20 protein-coding genes are annotated in these 22,020 nt (G+C 46.1%); 14 read left to right on the top strand and 6 right to left on the bottom strand.

Going from position 1 to position 22,020, the window contains the following annotated elements:
* Nucleotides 1–286 precede the first annotated feature (286 nt).
* Nucleotides 287–2,122, top strand: a complete 1,836-nt coding sequence (typA, locus tag OCV19_RS15590) for a translational GTPase TypA (RefSeq protein WP_017059220.1) — start codon at nucleotides 287–289, stop codon at nucleotides 2,120–2,122.
* 168 nt (nucleotides 2,123–2,290) lie between these two features.
* On the opposite strand, the gene OCV19_RS15585 is transcribed toward typA, so the two are convergent.
* Together OCV19_RS15585 and OCV19_RS15580 are read right to left on the bottom strand one after the other, a co-directional pair.
* Nucleotides 2,291–2,821 (bottom strand): AAA family ATPase, encoded by a 531-nt coding sequence (locus tag OCV19_RS15585; RefSeq protein WP_065675956.1) that lies wholly within the window; start codon nucleotides 2,819–2,821, stop codon nucleotides 2,291–2,293.
* A 20-nt stretch (nucleotides 2,822–2,841) separates the two neighbouring features.
* A complete protein-coding gene (locus OCV19_RS15580) occupies nucleotides 2,842–3,483 on the bottom strand; it encodes a DUF2959 domain-containing protein (RefSeq protein WP_065675957.1) in 642 nt (213 codons plus the stop codon).
* A 206-nt stretch (nucleotides 3,484–3,689) separates the two neighbouring features.
* Between OCV19_RS15580 and OCV19_RS15575 the strand changes: the two genes are divergently transcribed.
* From OCV19_RS15575 to OCV19_RS15565, 3 genes are read left to right on the top strand one after another with little or no spacing between them, the layout of a single operon-like run.
* Entirely contained in the window at nucleotides 3,690–4,631 is a 942-nt protein-coding gene (locus tag OCV19_RS15575; RefSeq protein ID WP_054542072.1) for a virulence factor BrkB family protein, read from the top strand.
* Nucleotides 4,603–5,037, top strand: coding sequence for a D-aminoacyl-tRNA deacylase (gene dtd / locus OCV19_RS15570; RefSeq protein WP_004735590.1), 435 nt, complete (start codon nucleotides 4,603–4,605; stop codon nucleotides 5,035–5,037). The genes OCV19_RS15575 and dtd overlap by 29 nt, the downstream gene beginning before the upstream one ends.
* Before the next feature lie 16 nt (nucleotides 5,038–5,053).
* Entirely contained in the window at nucleotides 5,054–5,989 is a 936-nt protein-coding gene (locus OCV19_RS15565; protein ID WP_048607606.1) for a bifunctional GNAT family N-acetyltransferase/hotdog fold thioesterase, read from the top strand.
* Nucleotides 5,990–6,026: 37 nt separating this feature from the next.
* On the opposite strand, the gene OCV19_RS15560 is transcribed toward OCV19_RS15565, so the two are convergent.
* From OCV19_RS15560 to hslR, 4 genes are all read right to left on the bottom strand, one after another.
* Nucleotides 6,027–7,997 (bottom strand): AsmA family protein, encoded by a 1,971-nt coding sequence (locus OCV19_RS15560; RefSeq protein ID WP_065675958.1) that lies wholly within the window; start codon nucleotides 7,995–7,997, stop codon nucleotides 6,027–6,029.
* A gap of 154 nt (nucleotides 7,998–8,151) precedes the next feature.
* Nucleotides 8,152–9,777 carry a phosphoenolpyruvate carboxykinase (ATP) gene (pckA, locus tag OCV19_RS15555; protein WP_048661293.1) on the bottom strand — a complete coding sequence of 542 codons (1,626 nt, stop codon included), beginning with the start codon at nucleotides 9,775–9,777 and terminating at the stop codon, nucleotides 8,152–8,154.
* Nucleotides 9,778–10,114: 337 nt separating this feature from the next.
* Nucleotides 10,115–11,008, bottom strand: coding sequence for an Hsp33 family molecular chaperone HslO (gene hslO / locus OCV19_RS15550; RefSeq protein WP_065675959.1), 894 nt, complete (start codon nucleotides 11,006–11,008; stop codon nucleotides 10,115–10,117).
* An 18-nt stretch (nucleotides 11,009–11,026) separates the two neighbouring features.
* On the bottom strand, nucleotides 11,027–11,413 hold the full coding sequence (gene hslR / locus OCV19_RS15545; RefSeq protein ID WP_017062490.1) for a ribosome-associated heat shock protein Hsp15: 387 nt from the start codon (nucleotides 11,411–11,413) through the stop codon (nucleotides 11,027–11,029).
* Nucleotides 11,414–11,744: 331 nt separating this feature from the next.
* On the opposite strand from hslR, the gene gspC reads away from it, so the two are divergent.
* The 10 genes from gspC (at nucleotide 11,745) to gspL (ending at nucleotide 22,020) form a co-directional block, all read left to right on the top strand.
* Nucleotides 11,745–12,626, top strand: a complete 882-nt coding sequence (gene gspC, locus OCV19_RS15540; RefSeq protein ID WP_065675960.1) for a type II secretion system protein GspC — start codon at nucleotides 11,745–11,747, stop codon at nucleotides 12,624–12,626.
* 41 nt (nucleotides 12,627–12,667) lie between these two features.
* Entirely contained in the window at nucleotides 12,668–14,689 is a 2,022-nt protein-coding gene (gene gspD / locus OCV19_RS15535; RefSeq protein ID WP_065675961.1) for a type II secretion system secretin GspD, read from the top strand.
* Nucleotides 14,689–16,191, top strand: a complete 1,503-nt coding sequence (gene gspE / locus OCV19_RS15530) for a type II secretion system ATPase GspE (RefSeq protein ID WP_065675962.1) — start codon at nucleotides 14,689–14,691, stop codon at nucleotides 16,189–16,191. Before gspD ends, gspE begins: the two co-directional genes overlap by 1 nt.
* A gap of 1 nt (nucleotide 16,192) precedes the next feature.
* The gene (gene gspF, locus OCV19_RS15525) at nucleotides 16,193–17,413 is read left to right on the top strand and encodes a type II secretion system inner membrane protein GspF (protein ID WP_065675963.1); all 1,221 of its coding nucleotides are present in this window, start codon (nucleotides 16,193–16,195) and stop codon (nucleotides 17,411–17,413) included.
* A gap of 88 nt (nucleotides 17,414–17,501) precedes the next feature.
* Nucleotides 17,502–17,945, top strand: coding sequence for a type II secretion system major pseudopilin GspG (gene gspG, locus OCV19_RS15520; RefSeq protein ID WP_017062485.1), 444 nt, complete (start codon nucleotides 17,502–17,504; stop codon nucleotides 17,943–17,945).
* A gap of 96 nt (nucleotides 17,946–18,041) precedes the next feature.
* Complete coding sequence (locus tag OCV19_RS15515; RefSeq protein ID WP_065675964.1) at nucleotides 18,042–18,635, top strand: prepilin-type N-terminal cleavage/methylation domain-containing protein; 594 nt, start codon at nucleotides 18,042–18,044, stop codon at nucleotides 18,633–18,635.
* On the top strand, nucleotides 18,622–19,017 hold the full coding sequence (gspI, locus tag OCV19_RS15510; protein WP_048607624.1) for a type II secretion system minor pseudopilin GspI: 396 nt from the start codon (nucleotides 18,622–18,624) through the stop codon (nucleotides 19,015–19,017). The genes OCV19_RS15515 and gspI overlap by 14 nt, the downstream gene beginning before the upstream one ends.
* Nucleotides 19,004–19,771 (top strand): type II secretion system minor pseudopilin GspJ, encoded by a 768-nt coding sequence (gene gspJ / locus OCV19_RS15505; RefSeq protein ID WP_065675965.1) that lies wholly within the window; start codon nucleotides 19,004–19,006, stop codon nucleotides 19,769–19,771. The genes gspI and gspJ overlap by 14 nt, the downstream gene beginning before the upstream one ends.
* Nucleotides 19,755–20,804: a type II secretion system minor pseudopilin GspK gene (gene gspK / locus OCV19_RS15500; RefSeq protein WP_048612451.1), complete on the top strand. Its 1,050-nt coding sequence runs from the start codon at nucleotides 19,755–19,757 to the stop codon at nucleotides 20,802–20,804. Before gspJ ends, gspK begins: the two co-directional genes overlap by 17 nt.
* Nucleotides 20,773–22,020 (top strand): type II secretion system protein GspL, encoded by a 1,248-nt coding sequence (gene gspL, locus OCV19_RS15495; RefSeq protein WP_065675966.1) that lies wholly within the window; start codon nucleotides 20,773–20,775, stop codon nucleotides 22,018–22,020. The genes gspK and gspL overlap by 32 nt, the downstream gene beginning before the upstream one ends.

The raw sequence follows: 22,020 nt of genomic DNA, 5'->3' as shown, positions 1-22,020 counted from the left end.
CCTAAGTTGTCAATTCACTTTTGTTATTTTGCGGGAGATTTGGCTCGCCACTCGCAGGTGATACTTTTTTAGAGTCCTACGAATTTGGCTGCTCAACACTGTACTGAATCAAAGTTAAGCGGATATGAATCGCTAATAAAGAAAAAAGCCTTGGTTCAGATCACATATTTCTGGGTTTTTGTCTAGAATCTGGTATATTATTGACCGTTTTTTAAATCAAGCTAGCGGTTATTATCCAAACTTTTGAGATAAGTGACGGCTACTTTTATGAGTGAATCGAGAATCCATGTCTACTCCACAGATTGATAAGTTAAGAAATATCGCGATCATCGCGCACGTTGACCACGGTAAAACGACTTTGGTTGATAAACTGCTACAACAGTCAGGCACTCTTGAGTCTCGTGGTGAAGCTGAAGAGCGTGTCATGGATTCGAATGACATCGAAAAAGAGCGTGGCATTACCATTCTTGCTAAGAACACAGCAATCAACTGGAATGATTACCGCATCAACATCGTAGATACTCCGGGACACGCGGACTTCGGTGGTGAAGTTGAGCGTATCATGTCTATGGTTGACTCTGTTCTGCTTATCGTTGACGCAGTTGATGGCCCAATGCCTCAAACTCGTTTCGTAACGCAAAAAGCATTCGCACACGGTCTTAAGCCAATCGTTGTAATCAACAAGATTGACCGCCCAGGCGCTCGTCCTGATTGGGTTATGGATCAAGTATTCGACCTTTTCGACAACCTAGGTGCTACTGATGAGCAACTAGATTTCACAGTTGTTTACGCTTCAGCTCTAAACGGTTGGGCAACAATGACTGAAGGCGAAACTGGCGAGAACATGGAACCATTGTTCCAAGCTGTTGTTGATACAGTAGACGCGCCTGCAGTTGACCTTGACGGTCCACTACAAATGCAAATTTCGCAACTTGATTACAGCTCTTACGTAGGTGTTATCGGTGTTGCTCGTGTTACTCGTGGTTCTGTTAAACCAAACCAACAAGTAACTATCGTAAATGCAGAAGGCAAAAAACGTAACGGTAAAGTAGGTACAGTTCTTGGTTACCTAGGTCTTGACCGTCACGAAGTTGAGCAAGCTAACGCTGGCGACATCATTGCAATCACTGGTCTTGGTGAGCTGAAAATTTCAGACACTATCTGTGACGTAAACAATGTTGAAGCAATGACTCCGCTTTCTGTTGATGAACCGACAGTAACAATGACGTTCCAAGTAAACACTTCTCCGTTCGCGGGTAAAGAAGGTAAGTTCGTTACTTCACGTAATATCCTTGAGCGTCTAGAGAAAGAACTAGTACACAACGTTGCACTACGTGTTGAAGAAACTGATAACCCAGATCGTTTCCGTGTTTCAGGTCGTGGTGAACTTCACCTATCTATCCTGATCGAAAACATGCGTCGTGAAGGCTTCGAGCTAGCTGTATCTCGTCCAGAAGTTATCATCAAGAAAGACGAAGATGGCAACCTAACTGAACCGTTTGAAACTGTGACTATCGACGTGCTTGAAGAGCACCAAGGTGGCATCATGGAAAACATCGGTCTACGTAAAGGTGAGCTAACTGATATGTCTCCAGATGGCAAAGGCCGTGTTCGCATGGACTTCATGATGCCTTCTCGTGGTCTTATCGGTTTCCAAACTGAGTTCCTAACTCTAACGTCTGGTTCTGGTCTTCTTTACCACTCATTTGATCACTACGGTCCTCACAAAGGCGGCGTAATCGGTCAACGTAACAACGGTGTTCTAATCTCGAACGCAACTGGTAAAGCTCTGACTTACGCACTATTCAACCTACAAGAACGTGGTCGTCTATTTGCTGAGCACGCAGACGAAGTATACGAAGGTCAAATCATCGGTATTCATAACCGTTCAAACGACCTAACAGTAAACTGTCTGAAAGGTAAGCAGCTAACGAACGTTCGTGCATCTGGTACTGATGAAGCACAGGTTCTTTCGCCACCTATCCGTCACACTCTAGAGCAAGCTCTTGAGTTCATCGACGAAGACGAACTAGTAGAAGTAACGCCTGTAAGCATTCGTATCCGTAAGAAGCTTCTTACTGAAAACGAACGTAAGCGTGCAGCACGTCCAGCTAAGGCTTAATTGCCAGCTGACTAGCTTCTAGCTAAGTAGATAAGAAAGCCCTGAGTAGCCTAGCTGCTCGGGGCTTTTGTTTTTTAGTTAGCTAAGATACGAGTAAACGAGATGCGGGATCCGAAGAGCATTTAAGTATTAGTCATCCTCAAGAGGGAGAGACGACCGAGTGGGGATTTAGCTTTTGATACCAAGGTGGCTTTTAACAAATAGAGCCCGCTCTTCGACTGACATAAATGGCACCTCGACAACCTCATACCCAAGCTCTTGATAGACTCTGACCAACGCGTGGTGAATCTCTAATGCCTCTTCAAACGGATAAGGTCTCACATCATCTTGTACATAAATTGAAGCTTCAGGGCGACAGAACAAGGCTTGTGAGTGATAGCATTGGCTTGCTTCTCGATAGGTCGCATCTATCTCTAGATTAGCCTGAGTTAAGTAACCGCAGATATCTGGAATGGCGCGATCGAGAAAGGCAATTGGATGCTGACTGGCCTGGTCTTTTTGTTCGCTCATGACGGTTAAACATAGGCGAGCAAAGCCCGGAAGGTCTAACCAAGGTAAGATACCGTTCTCAAGTTGGCTCTGCTGTTCTATCAACTGGCGAGAGGACTCAGCGAAGGTTGGGTAACCCATGTCACCCAAGGCATTAATCAGTGTTGTCTTCCCGGCTCCGGGGCCGCCAGTAATAATGATAGGTTGCATCGTGTTCTTTATCTGTAGGGCTACTTCTGGTTCAGTTGGGCTAGGAACTTATCCGATTCGGCGATCGCAGCATTCATTTGTTCTATTGCGTAGGCGATGTCTTTTTCTAAGCTCATAAACTCACCCTGCAGTGAACCGACAGCGCTCGCATTGAGGTTGTGCTTCAAGTAAAGCGTGTTGTCGCGAAGGGTATTGAGCACAGGGTCCATTTTCTTCTCGGCGCGCTTCATTGCTGACAGCATCGTTTGGTAAGACGATTTAGTTTCACGAAGCTTTTGCTCGCTCGAGCGGCGCAGTGAATCACTGGTGTAGAGATCTAATTCATTCTGCCACTCTTCAAACAGCGCATCCGACACATCTTCAATCGCAGCAATGCGATCACTGACATCTTGCGCGGCTTTCTCGCTGTCTTGGTATTTATCATTAATCTTGTTGTACATGTCTTCAAGGTCGCCGCCACTGAAGTTCGTCAGGCTACTTAAGGCTTCAAGTGCGCTGGTAAACTCTTCCTGAGCATCCTGCTGTGACTCTTTAGCGTCTTCCACTCTATCGACCATAATGTCGCGCTTGTGGTATCCCACTTGCTCCATAGCCGAGTAATAAGCGGACTGGCATCCAGTTAGGGTAAAAATAGAGAGGACTATAACTATTAAATAAGGCATCCTAGTTTCCTATAGTTAAATGATATCAATCGTAGTAAATAACTGCTCAACCTAGCTTGTTAAAATGCTCGATAACTGCGTTAGAATTTTTGATTGTAGAATAACTACTTATCAAAAAAACTCTTCCTTGTTCTCAAGCCTTTTTCCTACGCTATTTTTGAACATTTTCTTACTGTGATTGATATGTCGGAATATTAATTAGGACTATGAACGAGTTACCAGGGAGTTACAAGTTGAAGATAAAAAACGCAGTCACAGGGAGCATTCAGTTTTCCCGCTATCTTTTGGCGCGAATGACGCACGATAGGGTCAATGTGAATGCGGGTTACTTGGCGTACATTACTTTGCTCTCGATCGTACCGATGTTGACGGTTTTGCTCTCCATTTTATCGTCATTTTCAGTCTTTGCTGATGTTGGCCTAGTGATTCAAAACTTCGTTATTACCAACTTTGTTCCAGCATCTGGGGATGCGGTACATGGTGCTCTACTCGAGTTCGTTGCCAATACAGGGAAAATGACGGCGGTGGGCAGTGTGTTCTTATTCATTGCAGCATTGATGCTGATCTCCAACATCGATAAGAACCTTAACTACATCTGGCGAGTAACAGAAAAGCGTCGGGCTGTGTTGTCCTTTTCAATGTATTGGATGGTGCTAACGCTTGGACCTATTTTGATTGGGGCGAGCATTGCAGCAACGTCGTATGTGACATCATTGAACTTGTTACAAAACGAAGTCGTGTCGAGTGCCTTTAATACCGTGATTCGCAAGCTCCCTTTGATTACCTCATTCTTTGCGTTTTTCGGTCTGTATCTGTTAGTTCCCAACAAAAAGATACACTTTTCTCATGCGGCAGCGGGCTCTCTGGTTGCGGCTCTGTTGTTCGAACTCAGTAAGAAAGGTTTCGCGGCTTACATTACTCAATTCCCTTCTTACCAATTGATTTATGGCGCATTAGCGGCGATTCCCATTCTTTTTGTCTGGGTGTATTTGTGCTGGTTGATTGTGTTGGTGGGTGCTGAGGTGACTGCTGCATTGGGCGAGCAGGAACAGTGGAGTGACTCTCAAGAAATGGTACACTCGTCGGATAAAGACAAAATCACAGAGCAAGGAAACAACAGTGATAGCACTGATCCAGAGAGTAAGTGAAGCTGCCGTCCGTGTTGATGGCGAAGTAGTTGGTGAGATTGAGCAAGGCTTATTGGTTTTGTTAGGCGTAGAAAAAGGTGATGACGAAGCCAAAGCCAAGCGTTTGATGGAACGAGTAACTACTTATCGTGTCTTTGGAGATGAAGACGATAAAATGAACCTCAACGTGAAACAGGTAGAAGGTAAGGTATTAGTGGTGTCTCAATTCACTCTGCCGGCCGATACCAAGAAAGGGACTCGAGCAGGGTTCTCTCGTGGTGCTCACCCAGAAGATGCTGAGCGTCTTTACAACTATTTCTCTGACCAATGTGAATCAGTGTTGCCAACGGAACGTGGCCGATTCGCAGCCGACATGAAAGTGTCTTTGGTTAATGATGGCCCAGTGACATTCTGGCTGCAGGTTTAGGCTTAAAGGAATAAGCATGTTTAAACTCATAACACCGACCACCGAAAATCAGCTAAACAAGTATTACCATTTTCGTTGGCAGATGCTCCGTGAACCTTGGCGAATGCCGGTAGGTTCTGAGCGCGATGAATATGACCCAATGAGTCACCATCGCATGATTGTTGATGGTCGTGGTCGCCCGATGGCGATTGGTCGTCTGTATATCACCCCAGACCTGGAAGGTCAGATCCGCTATATGGCGGTGAAGAAATCTCGCCAAAGTAAAGGCATGGGTTCGTTGATTCTAGTCGCGCTTGAATCACTGGCTCGCCAAGAGGGTGCTAAGCGCTTGGTGTGTAATGCTCGTGAAGATGCGATCTCATTCTATGAGAAGAATGAATTTGAACGTCGCGGTGAGATTAACGATCAACGTGGCCCTGTGCGTCACCAACAGATGGTTAAGCATCTTGACCCAATGGCAGACGTTCTACGTAAGCCTGAGTGGTGTAATGAGCTTCAGCAGCGCTGGGAACATCAGATCCCGATCAGCGACAAGATGGGCATCAAGATCAACCAATACACGGGTTACCAATTTGAGTGTAGTGCTCAGCTGAATCCCAACTTGAACCCACATAACACCATGTTTGCAGGCTCTGCCTTTACCTTAGCGACCTTAACTGGTTGGGGGATGACTTGGTTATTGATGAAAGAGCGCGGGCTGACCGGTGATATCGTGCTGGCAGACAGTAATATTCGTTATCGTCACCCGGTTGAGCAAAACCCTGTTGCCTCTACTTCATTGGATGGGATCAGTGGCGACTTGGATCGCCTTGCGTCAGGAAGAAAGGCACGTATCATCATTCACGTGACCATCCATAGCGGCGATGTGGAAGCGGTAGAGTTTACGGGAACCTATATGCTGATCCCTGACTACAAAAAGATACTCTCGACAGATACCAATGTGAGCGAATAGCTAACACCGGTAATACTGTCGATATTGACTGAAAGCGCTACTCCTGAGGAGTGGCGCTTTTTTGTTGGCAGTCGTTAATCTCCGAATACTCAGCTTGGGTGAGCTTTCCTGAGATTTGATGGCATGGGTCCGATAGGGTAATCGAGAGGGTGTGTTGCTCGGCTTTAAGCAAGTCGAGTTCTCCAGAAGCCTCGCCATTGAGCGTTTGAACCCTTTGTTCGCCTTGCTCTGCTGCTGATGCACCAATAATGTGCATCGGTTCGAGAGTGAAGCGCCCACGGTCAAAATGCGCATTAAGCTCTGGAATTTCAAACACGTTATCAGTCGATGTTTCAGAAAGCTTGTCATTAAAGGTCATCACACCCTGGCGAACGCTGCCAGTGAGTTGCCCTGTGGTTGAGTAACCGAGCATCAGTGTGTCGCCATATAAACCTGCGGCTTGAAGTTCAAACTCGCCATACCCGGTTGCATCGAGCGGTAATTCAAGTTGCTGCAGCATCGGCGCAATAGGTAACCCATCGGCAGAAATGTCTAAGCTCCATGGCTTGCTGATTTGGTTAAAGTCGAGTGTTGCATTGGCTTCAATGTAGCCATTCCTGAGTGGTGCAAACAGACGTGTCAGCGTCCATTTCCCTTGTTCGCTATTCATCTCAACCACAGGCTGTGCGCTGAGAATATTTTGATAGCTGGCATCATTGGCGCTCGCCATCAGTTTCCCTTGCCACAGGCCTAGTTTTCTATCTTGCAGCAGTTGAACCTGATGCCCCTCGACATGAAGCCCTGAGACCTGCCAGTAAGGTTTTTTTGCGAGTTGGATGAGTTGGCTACGCTCTATGTTTAGTCGATGAATAGAGGCTTGCTGTAGCTGTGTAAGCCAAGGGATTAAACGAGTGGCCGGTAGATTTTCATCTTGGCTTTCAGTAATCCATTTTATGCCCTGAACATCAAGTTGTGCGAGTTCAACTGAGCTTGGTGTAACCGTCCCGTTCATTTGGATACTGCCTTGTCGCCATTGCGTATAGAAATCCTCAATCAGAATTTGGTTTGGTTCTAGGTTGAGCTTGAGGCTTGGCTCGATGAACATGTCATCATCAATGGTCACTCCTTCTGCCTGCAGAGAAAAAATGGCTTTCTGTTGTTTCCAGGTTTCAAAAGGCAGTTGGATATTTTCTAGTGAGGCATCAAAGGCTGCGAGGTGGCCATCTTGCCACTCTACGTCACTACGTAGAATATCTAAGCTATTAATGTGATTGATCTGAATACCTGCTACATCCCATTCTTTGTTTAGTAGGCTTTGGGTCTGTTTCTGATTGAGTCGTAAGCCATCGACGGTCACGTTCACCAACGACCAATCTTGTTGATACTGCTCTGCTTGACCGGAAATCTTGGCGCCACGCCAGTCAAATGAAGCACCATAAAGCGTGCTATCGCTAGGTTTTAAGTCTAGGTCAATCAACAGATTATCGAATGCTTCACTTTGCCAATACAGTTGTGAGGCAGAGAGTTGGGTTTTTCCATAAGGGAGAAGTGAGTTGTCGTTGTTCCATTTTGGGGCGGAGATCTGCAGGTCGATGCCTCGCGCATTAAACTCTGGCGTCGAAAAGTCGAGATTGTTGATGGCCAGCTGGTGGAGCTTGATGTTTGGCTGGGTAAATAAAGATGTCAGTGTTCTTAGATCGTCTGCTTCTAATTGCAGGCCACTGATCAAAACAGATTCAAAGACCAGTTTGGCCTCTGTCATCGAGCTGGGGCTGAACCAAAGATCGATCTTGTCGATATACAGAGGTGCCTGTTTTTCAGGTTGGCTTTGGGTAATGCCCATTAAGGTGATGTGATAAGGCGCCTGATACTCAACATCTTCAATGAGTACAGGTTGTTCAATCGTATGTTTGATAAAAAAGTTAGCAACATCCGCACGGTATTGGGTCTGCAGGCTTAATAGCAGCGCTGCGATAGTTGCAACGGCGATAGCCAACACAATGCCGAACACCATGAATACCTTTTTCATTCCCTGAAAGCCTTAAATTTCAATAGTCTCAAAACAGAGTGGAACAAAAAGGGGCAAGCAGCAACAAAAAAGCCCCTCAAAAGAGGGGCTTGCTACAAAAATATCACTTTAAATTGGGCGTTCGTTTTTGGCTAAGCCCGAGCAGATGGTTGGGTTAGTCCAGTTGAGGGCCAGCCGCAACCAGTGATTTACCTTCAGCGTTGTCAGTGTACTTATCAAAGTTGTTGATGAAGCGCTCTGCTAGATCTTTCGCTTTGCTTTCCCATTGTAGAGGGTCAGTGTACGTATCGCGTGGGTCAAGGATCGCTGGGTCAACATCGTGTAGCGCTAGTGGCACTTCTAGGTTAAACATAGGGATAACTTTAGTATCAGCCTTGTCGATTGAGCCATCTAGGATAGCGTCGATGATGCCGCGAGTATCTTGGATAGAGATACGTTTACCAGTACCGTTCCAACCTGTGTTCACTAGGTAAGCTTCAGCGCCAGCTGCTTCCATACGCTTCACCAGCACTTCAGCGTACTGAGTTGGGTGAAGAGTTAGGAATGCCGCACCAAATGCCGCAGAGAACGTTGGCGTTGGCTCAGTAATACCACGCTCAGTGCCCGCTAGTTTCGCAGTGAAGCCAGATAGGAAGTGGTACTTCGTTTGCTCTGGAGTCAGTTTAGAAACGGGTGGTAGTACACCGAATGCATCAGCAGTCAGGAAGATAACCTTTTGAGCGTGACCGGCTTTTGATACTGGTTTAACGATGTTATCGATGTGGTGAATCGGGTAAGAAACACGAGTGTTCTCAGTTTTTGAACCGTCATCAAAATCGATAGAACCATCACCACGAACCGTTACGTTTTCTAGTAGTGCATCTCGACGGATTGCATTGTAGATTTCAGGTTCTGCTTCTTTAGATAGACGAATAGTCTTCGCGTAACAACCACCTTCGAAGTTGAAGATACCATCGTCATCCCAACCGTGCTCATCATCACCGATTAGCTCACGTTTAGGATCGGTTGAAAGCGTAGTTTTACCTGTACCAGATAGGCCGAAGAAGATGGCTACATCGCCTTTCTCGCCGACGTTTGCACTACAGTGCATTGAAGCAATGCCTTGCAGAGGAAGCAGGTAGTTCATCATTGCAAACATGCCTTTCTTCATCTCACCGCCGTACCAAGTACCACCGATGATTTGAACGCGCTCTGTTAGGTTGAAAGCAACGAAGTTTTCAGAGTTTAGACCCTGCTTTTCCCAGTTAGGGTTAGTTGTTTTAGCACCGTTCATTACCACGAAATCAGGTTCGAACGTTGCTAGCTCTTCGTCTGTTGGACGAATGAACATGTTCTTAACGAAGTGCGCTTGCCACGCTACTTCAGTGATAATACGCACGCTTAAGCGCGTATCAGGGTTAGCACCACAATAACCGTCGATGACAAACAGGCGCTTGCCAGATAGCTGAGTTGTCACAAGCTCTTTCAGCTCATTCCATACTTCAGTTGTAATCGGTTTGTTGTCATTTTTGCCTTGATCTGACCACCACATGGTATCGCGGGTCGTGTCATCTTTAACAATGTACTTATCTTTTGGTGAGCGGCCAGTAAAGATACCAGTGTCTACCGCAACAGAGCCTAGTTCCGTTACTACGCCTTTTTCGTAGCCTTCCAAACCTGGCAGTGTTTCTTCAACGAATAACTGCTCGTAGCTAGGATTACGAAGAACTTCAGTAACGCCAGTCAGTCCGTGCTTAGTTAGATCAATTTGTGCAGCCTTTGTATGTTCCATAACGGTCATAGGTGCTCCTTGTAGGATATTTTGTAGGGATTTTGTATTAATTTTTTATTGTTATCTGCTCACCATGCTAGCAACGAGACTCGGGGGAAACAGGGATATAGCTCAAAAAATATCCATATTAACCATGGGGTTTTAAGCGCCTCGTCACATATTGGCCCAACTAGTCTATCCTGTACGCAAACCTTTGCGCTAGGGGCGAGAACATTATTAATTGATTAAAATTAAGCGGTGATTTTATTACGAGATGTTACGGAGTTTGCGCTATTTTGATCACAAAAAAGGCCAGCTGAGTGCTGACCTTTTTGGGGTAAATTACGTGTTTTTGGTACGCCGTAAATTAATGAACCGTATTGCTGCCTTTATCTGCTGCTTCTGCGTACAGTGCATCAACATCATTCTTGTCGAACGAGTAGTTTGTGCCACAGTAATCGCAGTGTAGACCAACGCTTCCTTCGGTGCTTAGGATGTCGTAGATCTCTTCTTGAGCAACAGTAATGATTGCTGCTGCACTTCGATCGCGTGAACAGCCACAGAAGAACTCAACCGGTTGTGGTGTGAATAGCTGTACTTTCTCTTGGTTGTACAAACGGTAAAGCAGTTCGTTCGCTTCTAGAGTGAATAGCTCTTCGTTTTTCACTGTATCTGTTAGTTGCTCTAGGTGTTCGAAGTCATCTGGAGTACCAGTACCGTCAGGCATTACTTGTAGCAACATACCTGCAGCGTGTGCTTTGCCTTCATGCTTGCCAGTGCGTAGCCATAGACGAGTCTTAAGCTGTTCAGAGTTAGCGAAGTAGCCTTCAAGCACTTGTGCCAGCGTGTCACCTTCAAGACCAACGATACCTTGGTAACGCTCACCTTTCTTAGGATCAATGGTGATCACTAGGTGTCCTTTACCCATTAGGTCGTGTAGACCAGCGTCGTCTGCGATATCGCCTTCAAAGCGAGCAACACCACGGATCTTCTGATCGTGATCGCCATTGATAACTGCTAGAGATACTGGGCCGTCACCTTGCAATTGCATTGTGATAGAACCTTCAAACTTTAGGGTCGCCGTTAGTAGCGTCGTTGAAACCAGTAGCTCACCCAACAGCTTTTGTACTGGAGCTGGGTATTCCTTGCTAGAAATAATCTGTTGGTACGCTTCGTCCATCTGCACCAATTCACCACGTACTGATAGGTCTTCAAATAGGTAGCGATTTAAAACATTACTTGTAGACATTGGGTCTGCCATTTGGCTATTCCTTCTAGCTTATTGAGTCTTGAACTTGATGATGTCACGACGTTGCTTTTTATCTGGGCGACGTTCTGGTGCTGGGCTATGAGCATTTAGCTTGCGCTGTTGTGCAAACTCTTCTCTTTTTGCCAAGCTCTCGGTGGTTTCTTCATAGAGGGTTTGAGCGATCGGGGCTCCACCACGATGGGCTGAGATTTTCTCGATAGTCACCGTCTTTTCTTCATTACCTTGACGCAGTGTAATTACTGCCCCAAGTTCGACAATTTTACTTGGCTTGCTGCGCTGACCATTATAGTGGACTTTGCCACCATCGACCATGTTACGAGCAATAGACCGGGTTTTGTAAAAACGAGCTGCCCACAACCATTTATCGAGTCTGACAGCTTCATTAGCAGTTTTCATATAGGGCTGTGCCTTATTAAGTGAGAAATGAATGCGGTTTAACTGTAATGAACAGTGCGCAACATGTTTTTGATGATGCTTATCACATTAAGTAGAAGCTTAAAGTGGAGGCGGTTGGCATTTTTTTCAAGTCATAATACAAAATAGCCATGTTATACCGATTTATCGATTTGCTATGGTATAGTTCAGGATCTTATTGCTTAAATAAGTTTGGTATCGAACGAATGAATAAAAAAGCTGAAAGTTTAATGATTTGCAGCGTTTGTCGTCATGAAAAGGGACTAGGAAAGTGAACTTTTTAGAGCTCAAAAATCGCGTAGGGAATTCTCCTATGTTGAGCCGCTTATTAGAGAATGGATTTGTACTTCAGCAGAAACTAAGCTTAGCGACCTGTTGTGTATTGATTGCAGCTTCCGCATGGATTTTAGGACAGCTTGCATGGTTTATCGAACCTGCTGAGCAAACCGTTGTGCCTTGGGTAGCGACGGCTTCATCGTCTTCAGCACCTCAATCGACCCTTGATATCTCTTCTTTGCAGCAGAGCAACATGTTTGGTGCTTACAACCCAAGCACGCCCGCTGTGGTTGAACAGCAAGTTATCCAAGATGCGCCTAAGACGCGATTAAACCTCGTTTTAGTGGGCGCAGTTGCGAGCTCGAATCCAAAACTGAGCTTAGCGGTGATCGCCAATCGCGGCACGCAAGCGACCTACGGAATTAATGAAGAGATTGAAGGCACTCGAGCCAAGTTAAAAGCCGTATTAATCGATCGCGTGATCATCGATAACTCAGGACGAGACGAAACTTTGATGCTTGAAGGTATCGAGTACAAGCGTTTAGCCGTATCAGCGCCTGCAGCACCTCGTAGCTCTTCTTCGGTTCGTGGTAATAACCCGGCTTCTGCAGAAGAGAAGCTTGATGAAATTAAAGCGAAGATAATGAAAGATCCGCAACAAATCTTCCAATATGTTCGACTGTCTCAGGTGAAGCGCGACGATAGCGTTATTGGTTATCGTGTGAGCCCTGGCAAAGATTCAGAACTTTTTAACTCAGTAGGGCTCCAAAACGGAGATATTGCTACTCAGTTAAATGGTCAAGACCTGACTGACCCCGCCGCTATGGGCAACATATTCCGTTCTATCTCAGAGCTGACAGAGCTAAACCTCGTCGTCGAGAGAGATGGTCAACAACATGAAGTGTTTATTGAATTTTAAAACTTTGCGTCTAACGAAGGACGAAAGTGTAGGAGAAGTACGTGAAGCATTGGTTTAAGAAAAGTGCATGGTTATTGGCAGGAAGCTTAATCTGCACACCCGCAGCCATCGCGAGTGATTTTAGTGCCAGCTTTAAAGGCACTGATATTCAAGAGTTTATTAATATTGTTGGTCGTAACCTAGAGAAGACCATCATCGTTGATCCATCGGTGCGCGGAAAAATCGATGTACGAAGCTACGACGTATTGAATGAAGAGCAATATTACAGCTTCTTCTTAAACGTATTAGAGGTGTATGGCTACGCGGTCGTCGAAATGGACTCGGGTGTTCTTAAGATCATCAAAGCCAAAGATTCGAAAACTTCGGCGATCCCTGTTGTTGGTGACCGTGATTCGATCACTGGTGATAGCGTAGTGACACGCGTAGTGACGGTTCGTAACGTATCGGTTCGTGAACTTTCTCCTCTGCTTCGTCAACTGAACGACAATGCTGGCGCGGGTAACGTTGTGCACTACGACCCAGCCAACATCATCCTTATTACAGGCCGAGCGGCGGTAGTAAACCGTTTAGCTGAAATCATCAAGCGTGTTGACCAAGCGGGTGATAAAGAGATTGAAGTCGTTGAGCTAAAGAATGCATCAGCGGCAGAGATGGTGCGCATTGTTGATGCTCTAAGCAAAACCACAGATGCGAAGAATACGCCTGCATTTCTACAGCCTAAATTGGTTGCCGATGAGCGTACTAATGCAATTCTTATTTCCGGTGACCCTAAGGTACGTAGCCGTTTAAGAAAGCTAATCGAGCAGCTTGATGTCGAAATGGCAACCAAGGGTAACAACCAAGTTATCTACCTCAAATACGCAAAAGCAGAAGACTTAGTCGATGTACTGAAAGGCGTGTCGGATAACCTGCAACAAGAGAAACAATCATCAACCAAAGGCAGTTCATCACAACGCAACCAGGTAATGATCTCAGCTCACAGTGATACCAACTCTTTGGTAATTACAGCGCAACCAGACATTATGAACGCGCTACAAGATGTGATCTCCCAGTTGGATATTCGTCGTGCTCAGGTATTGATCGAAGCCTTGATTGTTGAAATGGCAGAAGGTGACGGCGTTAACCTTGGTGTGCAATGGGGTAATCTAGAAACGGGAGCTATGATTCAGTACAGCAATACTGGTGCATCGATTGGCGGTGTGATGGTTGGTTTGGAAGAAGCAAAAGATCAAACGAGTACAGAATACTACACTGACAATAATGGTAATAGAGTCCCTTATAGCGTGACCGAATCCGGTGACTACTCATCTTTAGCCTCCGCACTTTCTGGTGTTAATGGCGCGGCAATGAGCGTGGTAATGGGTGACTGGACTGCCTTGATCAGTGCAGTAGCGACCGATTCAAATTCAAATATCCTATCTTCTCCAAGTATCACCGTGATGGATAACGGCGAAGCGTCGTTCATTGTGGGCGAAGAGGTGCCTGTTTTAACTGGCTCTACCGCAGGCTCAAGTAACGATAACCCATTCCAGACGGTCGATCGTAAAGAAGTGGGTATCAAGCTTAAAGTGGTGCCACAAATCAACGAGGGTGACTCGGTTCAGCTGCAAATAGAACAAGAAGTATCGAACGTATTAGGCGCAAATGGTGCGGTTGATGTGCGTTTTGCTAAGCGTCAATTGAATACTTCAGTGATTGTTCAAGATGGTCAAATGTTGGTGCTCGGTGGCTTGATTGACGAGCGTGCATTAGAGAGTGAGTCTAAGGTGCCATTCTTGGGTGATATCCCATTGCTAGGTCACTTGTTCAAATCTACCAGCACTCAGGTTGAGAAAAAGAACCTAATGGTATTCATTAAGCCAACCATCATTCGTGATGGCATGACGGCGGATGGTATCACTCAGCGTAAATACAATTTCATTCGTGCAGAGCAGTTGTACAAGGCGGAGCAAGGTTTGAAACTGATGGCTGACGATAATATTCCAGTACTGCCTAAATTTGGTGCAGACATGAATCACCCGGCTGAGATCCAAGCCTTCATCGATCAAATGGAAACAGAATAATGGCTGAATTGGTAGGGGCGGCACGTACTTATCAGCGCTTGCCGTTTAGCTTTGCGAATCGCTACAAGATGGTGTTGGAATATCAGCACCCAGAGCGTCCGCCGGTACTTTATTACGTGGAGCCTCTAAAATCGGCGGCGATCATTGAAGTAAGCCGTGTGGTGAAAAATGGCTTCACGCCACAAGCGATCAGCGCAGACGAATTTGATAAAAAATTAACCGATGCGTATCAACGTGACTCGTCGGAAGCTCGTCAGCTAATGGAAGACATTGGTGCCGACAACGACGATTTCTTCTCATTAGCAGAAGAGTTGCCACAAGATGAAGACTTGCTCGAATCGGAAGACGATGCGCCAATCATCAAGTTAATCAATGCGATGTTGGGCGAGGCGATCAAAGAAGGTGCTTCGGATATTCATATCGAAACCTTCGAGAAGTCACTGTCTATCCGTTTCCGTATCGATGGCGTGTTACGTGATGTGTTGGCGCCGAGCCGTAAACTGGCTCCGCTGTTAGTTTCGCGTGTAAAGGTTATGGCTAAGTTAGATATTGCGGAAAAACGCGTGCCACAAGATGGTCGTATTTCTCTGCGTATTGGTGGTAGAGCGGTTGATGTTCGTGTTTCAACCATGCCGTCTTCGCACGGTGAGCGTGTGGTAATGCGTCTGTTGGATAAGAACGCTACTCGTCTAGACTTGCACAGTTTAGGTATGACGGCCGAGAACCACGAAAACTTCCGTAAGCTTATTCAGCGCCCACACGGCATTATTTTGGTTACTGGTCCTACGGGTTCTGGTAAATCAACCACTTTGTACGCTGGCCTGCAAGAGCTCAACAGCAACGAGCGAAATATCTTAACCGTTGAAGATCCAATCGAATTTGATATTGATGGTATTGGCCAAACGCAGGTAAACCCTAAGGTTGATATGACCTTTGCGCGTGGTTTACGTGCCATTCTTCGTCAAGATCCCGATGTGGTAATGATTGGTGAGATACGTGACTTAGAGACCGCAGAGATCGCTGTTCAAGCCTCTTTGACCGGTCACTTGGTAATGTCGACTCTGCATACCAATACGGCAATCGGTGCGATTACGCGTCTACGTGATATGGGCATCGAACCCTTCTTGATCTCTTCTTCACTGCTGGGTGTTTTGGCTCAGCGCTTGGTTCGCACACTGTGTAACGACTGTAAAGAACCTTATGAAGCGGACAAAGAGCAGAAAAAACTGTTTGGGTTGAAGAAGAAAGACAGCCTGACGCTTTACCATGCCAAAGGTTGTGAAGAGTGTGGCCATAAGGGTTATCGAGGTCGTACGGGTATTCATGAGCTTCTGATGATTGATGACTCAGTACAAGAGCTGATTCACAGTGAAGCGGGTGAACAGGCAATTGAGAAAGCAATTCGTGGCACAACACCAAGTATTCGAGATGATGGCTTGAGCAAAGTTCTGAAAGGGGTCACGTCCCTAGAAGAAGTGATGCGCGTGACCAAGGAAGTCTAGTATGGCGGCATTTGAATACAAAGCACTGGATGCCAAGGGTAAAAGCAAAAAGGGCTCGATTGAAGCGGATAACGCTCGTCAGGCTCGCCAGCGCTTAAAAGAACAAGGCTTGATGCCGGTTGAGATGACTGAAGCCAAGGCAAAAAATGCCAAAGGCTCTCAACCTTCGACCAGTTTTAAGCGTGGTATCAGTACACCTGATCTTGCTTTGATTACTCGCCAAATTTCCACCTTGGTGCAATCAGGCATGCCGCTAGAAGAGTGCTTGAAAGCCGTTGCCGAACAGTCTGAAAAACCTCGTATTCGAACCATGTTACTGGCGGTTCGTTCGAAGGTAACGGAAGGTTATTCGCTAGCGGATAGTTTGGCTGATTACCCTCACATCTTTGATGAACTGTTTAGAGCCATGGTCGCAGCTGGTGAGAAATCGGGTCACTTAGATGCGGTATTGGAGCGACTGGCTGATTACGCAGAAAACCGTCAGAAGATGCGCTCTAAGTTGCTGCAAGCGATGATCTACCCAGTCGTGCTAGTGGTGTTTGCGGTTACGATTGTTTCGTTCCTGTTGGCAACCGTGGTACCTAAGATTGTCGAGCCTATTATCCAAATGGGCCAAGAGCTTCCTCAATCGACACAATTTTTATTGGCATCGAGTGAATTTATCCAGAATTGGGGTATCCAATTACTGTTGTTGATCATCGGTGTGATTGTGTTGATTAAGACCGCGCTGAAAAAGCCGGGCGTTCGCATGAGTTGGGATCGCAAGCTATTAAGCATTCCACTGATCGGAAAAATCGCGAAAGGGATTAATACTTCTCGTTTTGCACGAACACTCTCTATCTGTACCTCGAGTGCGATTCCTATCCTTGAAGGGATGAAGGTAGCGGTAGATGTGATGTCGAATCACCATGTGAAGCAGCAAGTACTGCAGGCGTCAGACAGTGTTAGAGAGGGGGCAAGCCTGCGTAAAGCGCTCGATCAAACCAAACTCTTCCCTCCAATGATGCTGCATATGATCGCCAGTGGTGAGCAGAGTGGTCAGTTAGAGCAAATGCTGACAAGAGCGGCGGACAACCAAGACCAAAGCTTTGAATCGACGGTGAATATCGCGTTAGGTATCTTTACGCCAGCACTTATCGCTTTGATGGCAGGCTTAGTGCTGTTCATTGTGATGGCGACTCTGATGCCGATGCTTGAAATGAATAATTTGATGAGTGGTTAATCAACTGCTCATAAGACGTTAGTTTTTGGATTAACGAGAAGAAGGACATTATTACCTTCAACTCGCTGTCTGTAATTTGGAGAAAATAATGAAAAACAGAATGAAGAAACAATCAGGCTTTACTCTACTCGAGGTGATGGTTGTTGTGGTTATCCTTGGCGTATTGGCGAGCTTTGTTGTACCTAACCTATTGGGTAATAAAGAGAAGGCTGACCAACAAAAAGCCATCACTGATATCGTGGCGCTAGAGAACGCGCTAGATATGTACAAACTGGATAACAGCGTTTACCCAACAACGGATCAAGGTCTTGATGCATTGGTTTCTAAGCCAAGCAGCCCAGAGCCTCGTAACTACCGCGACGGTGGCTACATCAAGCGCCTGCCAAACGACCCATGGGGTAACGAGTACCAATACCTAAGCCCTGGTGATAACGGCACTATCGATATTTTCACTCTTGGTGCTGATGGCCAAGAAGGTGGTGAAGGTATTGCTGCGGATATCGGCAACTGGAACATGCAGGATTTTCAATAAGCTTCAGCTTATTGTTTGATTCGTTGCTGTTGGTTGATAAGTTATTGAGCTTGATACGTTATTGATGGTAGGACGTAAACAGATGGAGTCTACAAGGTGAAAACTAAGCAAACACAGCCAGGTTTCACCTTGATTGAGATTCTTTTGGTGTTGGTATTACTGTCAGTAACGGCGGTTGCGGTGATCGCGACCATTCCTACCAATAGCAAAGATGTTGCTAAAAAATACGCTCAAAGCTTTTATCAGCGAGTTCAATTACTCAATGAAGAGGCGATTTTGAGCGGCTTAGATTTTGGCGTTCGAGTTGATGAAAAGAAATCGACCTATGTACTGATGGCGCTTAAGTCTGAAGGCTGGCAAGAAGTCGATTTTGAAAAAATCCCCTCTTTAACTGAACTACCGGAAGAACTCGCATTGTCACTGACCTTAGGTGGTGGCGCATGGGAAGACGATGATCGGTTGTTCAATCCAGGAAGCTTGTTTGATGAAGATATGTTTGCTGATCTTGAAGAGGAAAAGAAGCCGAAACCACCACAGATCTACATCTTGTCGAGTGCTGAAATGATGCCATTTGTATTGTCGTTTTATCCAAATACCGGAGACACCATACAAGATGGTTGGCGTATTCGAGTATTGGACAATGGTGTGATTCGACTGCTAGAACCGGGAGAAGAAGATGAAGAGGAATAACCGTTCTCCTTATCGTTCTCGTGGTATGCCCCTTGGTTCTCGAGGAATGACGCTGCTTGAGGTATTGGTTGCGCTCGCTATCTTTGCGACTGCGGCGATCAGTGTGATTCGTGCTGTTACTCAGCACATCAATACCCTCAGTTATCTAGAAGAAAAAACCTTCGCGGCTATGGTCGTTGATAATCAAATGGCTTTGGTGATGCTGCATCCTGAGAAGCTAAAAAAAGCGCAGGGCACACAAGAGTTGGCCGAGAGAGAGTGGTTTTGGAAGGTCACGCCAATCGATACTAGCGATGATTTATTAAAGGCGTTTGATGTGAGTGTGGCAACCAGTAAACAAGCTTCTCCAGTGGTCACGGTGCGCAGCTATGTGGTTAATTAAAAGCGTGTCGTTAGCTCAGAGCAAGTCGCTAAGTAAGAGCATGTCCGCCAATAAACGTGTGCCTCGTAAACAAGGACTATCTTCGAAAGGGAGAGGCTTTACCTTAATTGAGGTTTTGGTCTCGATCGCTATCTTTGCCACGTTAAGCATGGCGGCTTATCAGGTAGTCAATCAGGTTCAGCGCAGCAACGAGCTTTCAATCGAACGCAGTGCTCGTTTAAATCAACTGCAGCGTAGCTTGGTCATTTTAGATAATGATTTTCGCCAGATGGCGGTGCGACAATTTCGTACCAACGGTGAAGAAGCATCATCTAAGCTGATCTTAATTAAAGAGTATTTACTGGATTCCGACAGCGTTGGCATCATGTTTACTCGCCTTGGCTGGCATAACCCACAGCAGCAGTTTCCTCGCGGAGAAGTCACCAAAGTGGGTTACCGCATTAAAGAAGAAACACTTGAGCGTGTGTGGTGGCGTTACCCCGATACCCCTGCAGGTCAAGAGGGTGTGATTACGCCTTTGCTTGATGATGTTGAAAGCTTGGAATTCGAGTTTTATGACGGAAGCCGCTGGGGGAAAGAGTGGCAAACCGACAAATCGCTACCGAAAGCGGTAAGATTAAAGCTAACCTTGAAAGATTATGGTGAGATAGAGCGTATTTATCTCACCCCAGGTGGCACGCTAGATCAGGCCGATGATTCTTCAAACAGTGACTCTTCAAGTAGTAATGAGGGGAATAATGACTCATCGAACTAACAAGCTTGCACTGACAAGGTCTGCCATGGGGCGCAAGCAGCGTGGTGTTGCGCTGATCATTATCCTGATGCTACTGGCGATCATGGCAACCATCGCTGGCAGTATGTCGGAACGCCTGTTTACTCAATTCAAGCGCGTTGGCAATCAATTGAATTACCAACAGGCTTACTGGTACAGCATTGGTGTAGAAGCGCTGGTGCAAGACGGCATTAGGCAAAGCTACAAAGACAGTGATACCGTCAACTTGAGTCAACCATGGGCGTTAGAAGAACAGGTATACCCATTGGATTATGGTCAAGTTAAAGGCCGTATTGTTGATGCTCAGGCATGTTTTAATCTCAATGCGTTGGCTGGTGTGACGACGACTTCAAGTAACCAAACGCCTTATTTAATTACGGTTTGGCAAACCTTGTTGGAAAACCAAGATGTTGAGCCTTATCAGGCCGAGGTTATCGCACATTCAAGCTGGGAATTTGTTGATAGTGATACCCGAACCACCTCTTCAGCAGGTGTAGAAGACAGTACTTATGAGGCGATGAAGCCATCTTATTTGGCAGCGAATGGCTTAATGGCCGATGAGTCCGAGCTACGCGCGGTTTATCAAGTCACGGGTGAGGTGATGAATAAGGTTCGCCCCTTTGTTTGTGCTCTGCCGAGCGACGATTTCCGTTTGAATGTGAATACTCTTACGGAAAAGCAGGCGCCGTTATTGGAAGCGATGTTTGCCCCCGGCTTAAGTGAATCGGATGCCAAACAGCTGATAGACAAACGCCCATTCGATGGCTGGGATACGGTGGATGCGTTTATGGCTGAACCTGCCATTGTGGGTGTGAGTGCCGAAGTTAGTAAAAAGGCGAAAGCATATTTAACTGTAGATAGCGCCTATTTTGAGCTTGATGCAGAGGTATTAGTTGAGCAGTCACGTGTACGTATACGGACGCTTTTCTATAGTAGTAATCGAGAAACAGTGACGGTAGTACGCCGTCGTTTTGGAGGAATCAGTGAGCGAGTTTCTGACCGTTCGACTGAGTAGCGAACCACAAAGCCGTGTGCAGTGGTTAGTTTGGTCGACAAGCCAACAAGAAGTGATAGCAAGTGGCGAACTGTCTAGCTGGGAGCAGCTTGATGAGTTAACGCCTTACGCTGAGAAGCGCAGCTGTATCGCTTTATTGCCGGGAAATGAATGCTTAATTAAGCGTGTTGAGATCCCGAAAGGTGCTGCTCGCCAGTTCGATTCTATGCTGCCGTTTTTATTAGAAGACGAAGTCGCACAAGATATCGAAGACTTACACCTGACTATTTTAGATAAAGACGCAACGCACGCGACAGTGTGTGGTGTCGATCGTGAATGGTTAAAGCAAGCGTTAGACCTGTTTCGCGAAGCCAATATTATCTTCCGTAAGGTGTTGCCAGATACACTGGCCGTGCCTTTTGAAGAGCAAGGCATCAGTGCATTGCAGATCGACCAGCATTGGCTATTACGCCAGGGTAACTCTCAACATCAAGGTAACTATCAAGCCGTATCGATCAGCGAAGCATGGTTACCGATGTTTTTGCAAAGTGATTGGGTTGTTGCTGATGACGAAGAGCAAGCGACGACTATCTTCAGCTACACCGCAATGCCGAGCGAAGACATTCAACAGCAAAGCGGCGCGAATTGGCAAGCAAAGCCTGCGGAATTAGTGATGTCTTTGCTGAGCCAACAAGCGATCATCAGCGGCGTAAATTTACTGACTGGCACCTTTAAAACCAAATCTTCATTCAGTAAATATTGGCGTGTATGGCAGAAAGTCGCGATTGCTGCTTGTTTGCTGGTGGCTGTGATTGTGACTCAACAAGTGTTGAAGGTTCAGCAATATGAAGCGCAAGCACAAGCCTACCGCATGGAGAGTGAGCGTATCTTTAGAGCGGTGCTGCCTGGTAAACAGCGTATTCCGACGGTCAGCTACCTTAAGCGCCAGATGAACGATGAAGCCAAAAAATATGGCGGCTCGGGCGATGGTGACTCTTTATTGGGTTGGTTAGCATTGCTGCCTGAAACCTTAGGTCAGGTGAAATCAATCGAAGTTGAAAGCATTCGTTACGATGGTAATCGTTCTGAGATTCGATTACAGGCGAAAAGCTCTGACTTCCAACATTTTGAGACCGCGAGAGTGAAGCTCGAAGAGAAGTTTACCGTCGAACAAGGTCCATTAAACCGTAATGGCGATGCCGTATTTGGCAGCTTTACTCTTAAACCCCATCAATAA

The organism is Vibrio celticus, from assembly GCF_024347335.1.
Lineage (GTDB): Bacteria > Pseudomonadota > Gammaproteobacteria > Enterobacterales > Vibrionaceae > Vibrio > Vibrio celticus.
The sequence above is the reverse complement of the archived record's forward strand: the minus strand, read 5'-3'. Positions and strand labels throughout refer to the sequence as shown.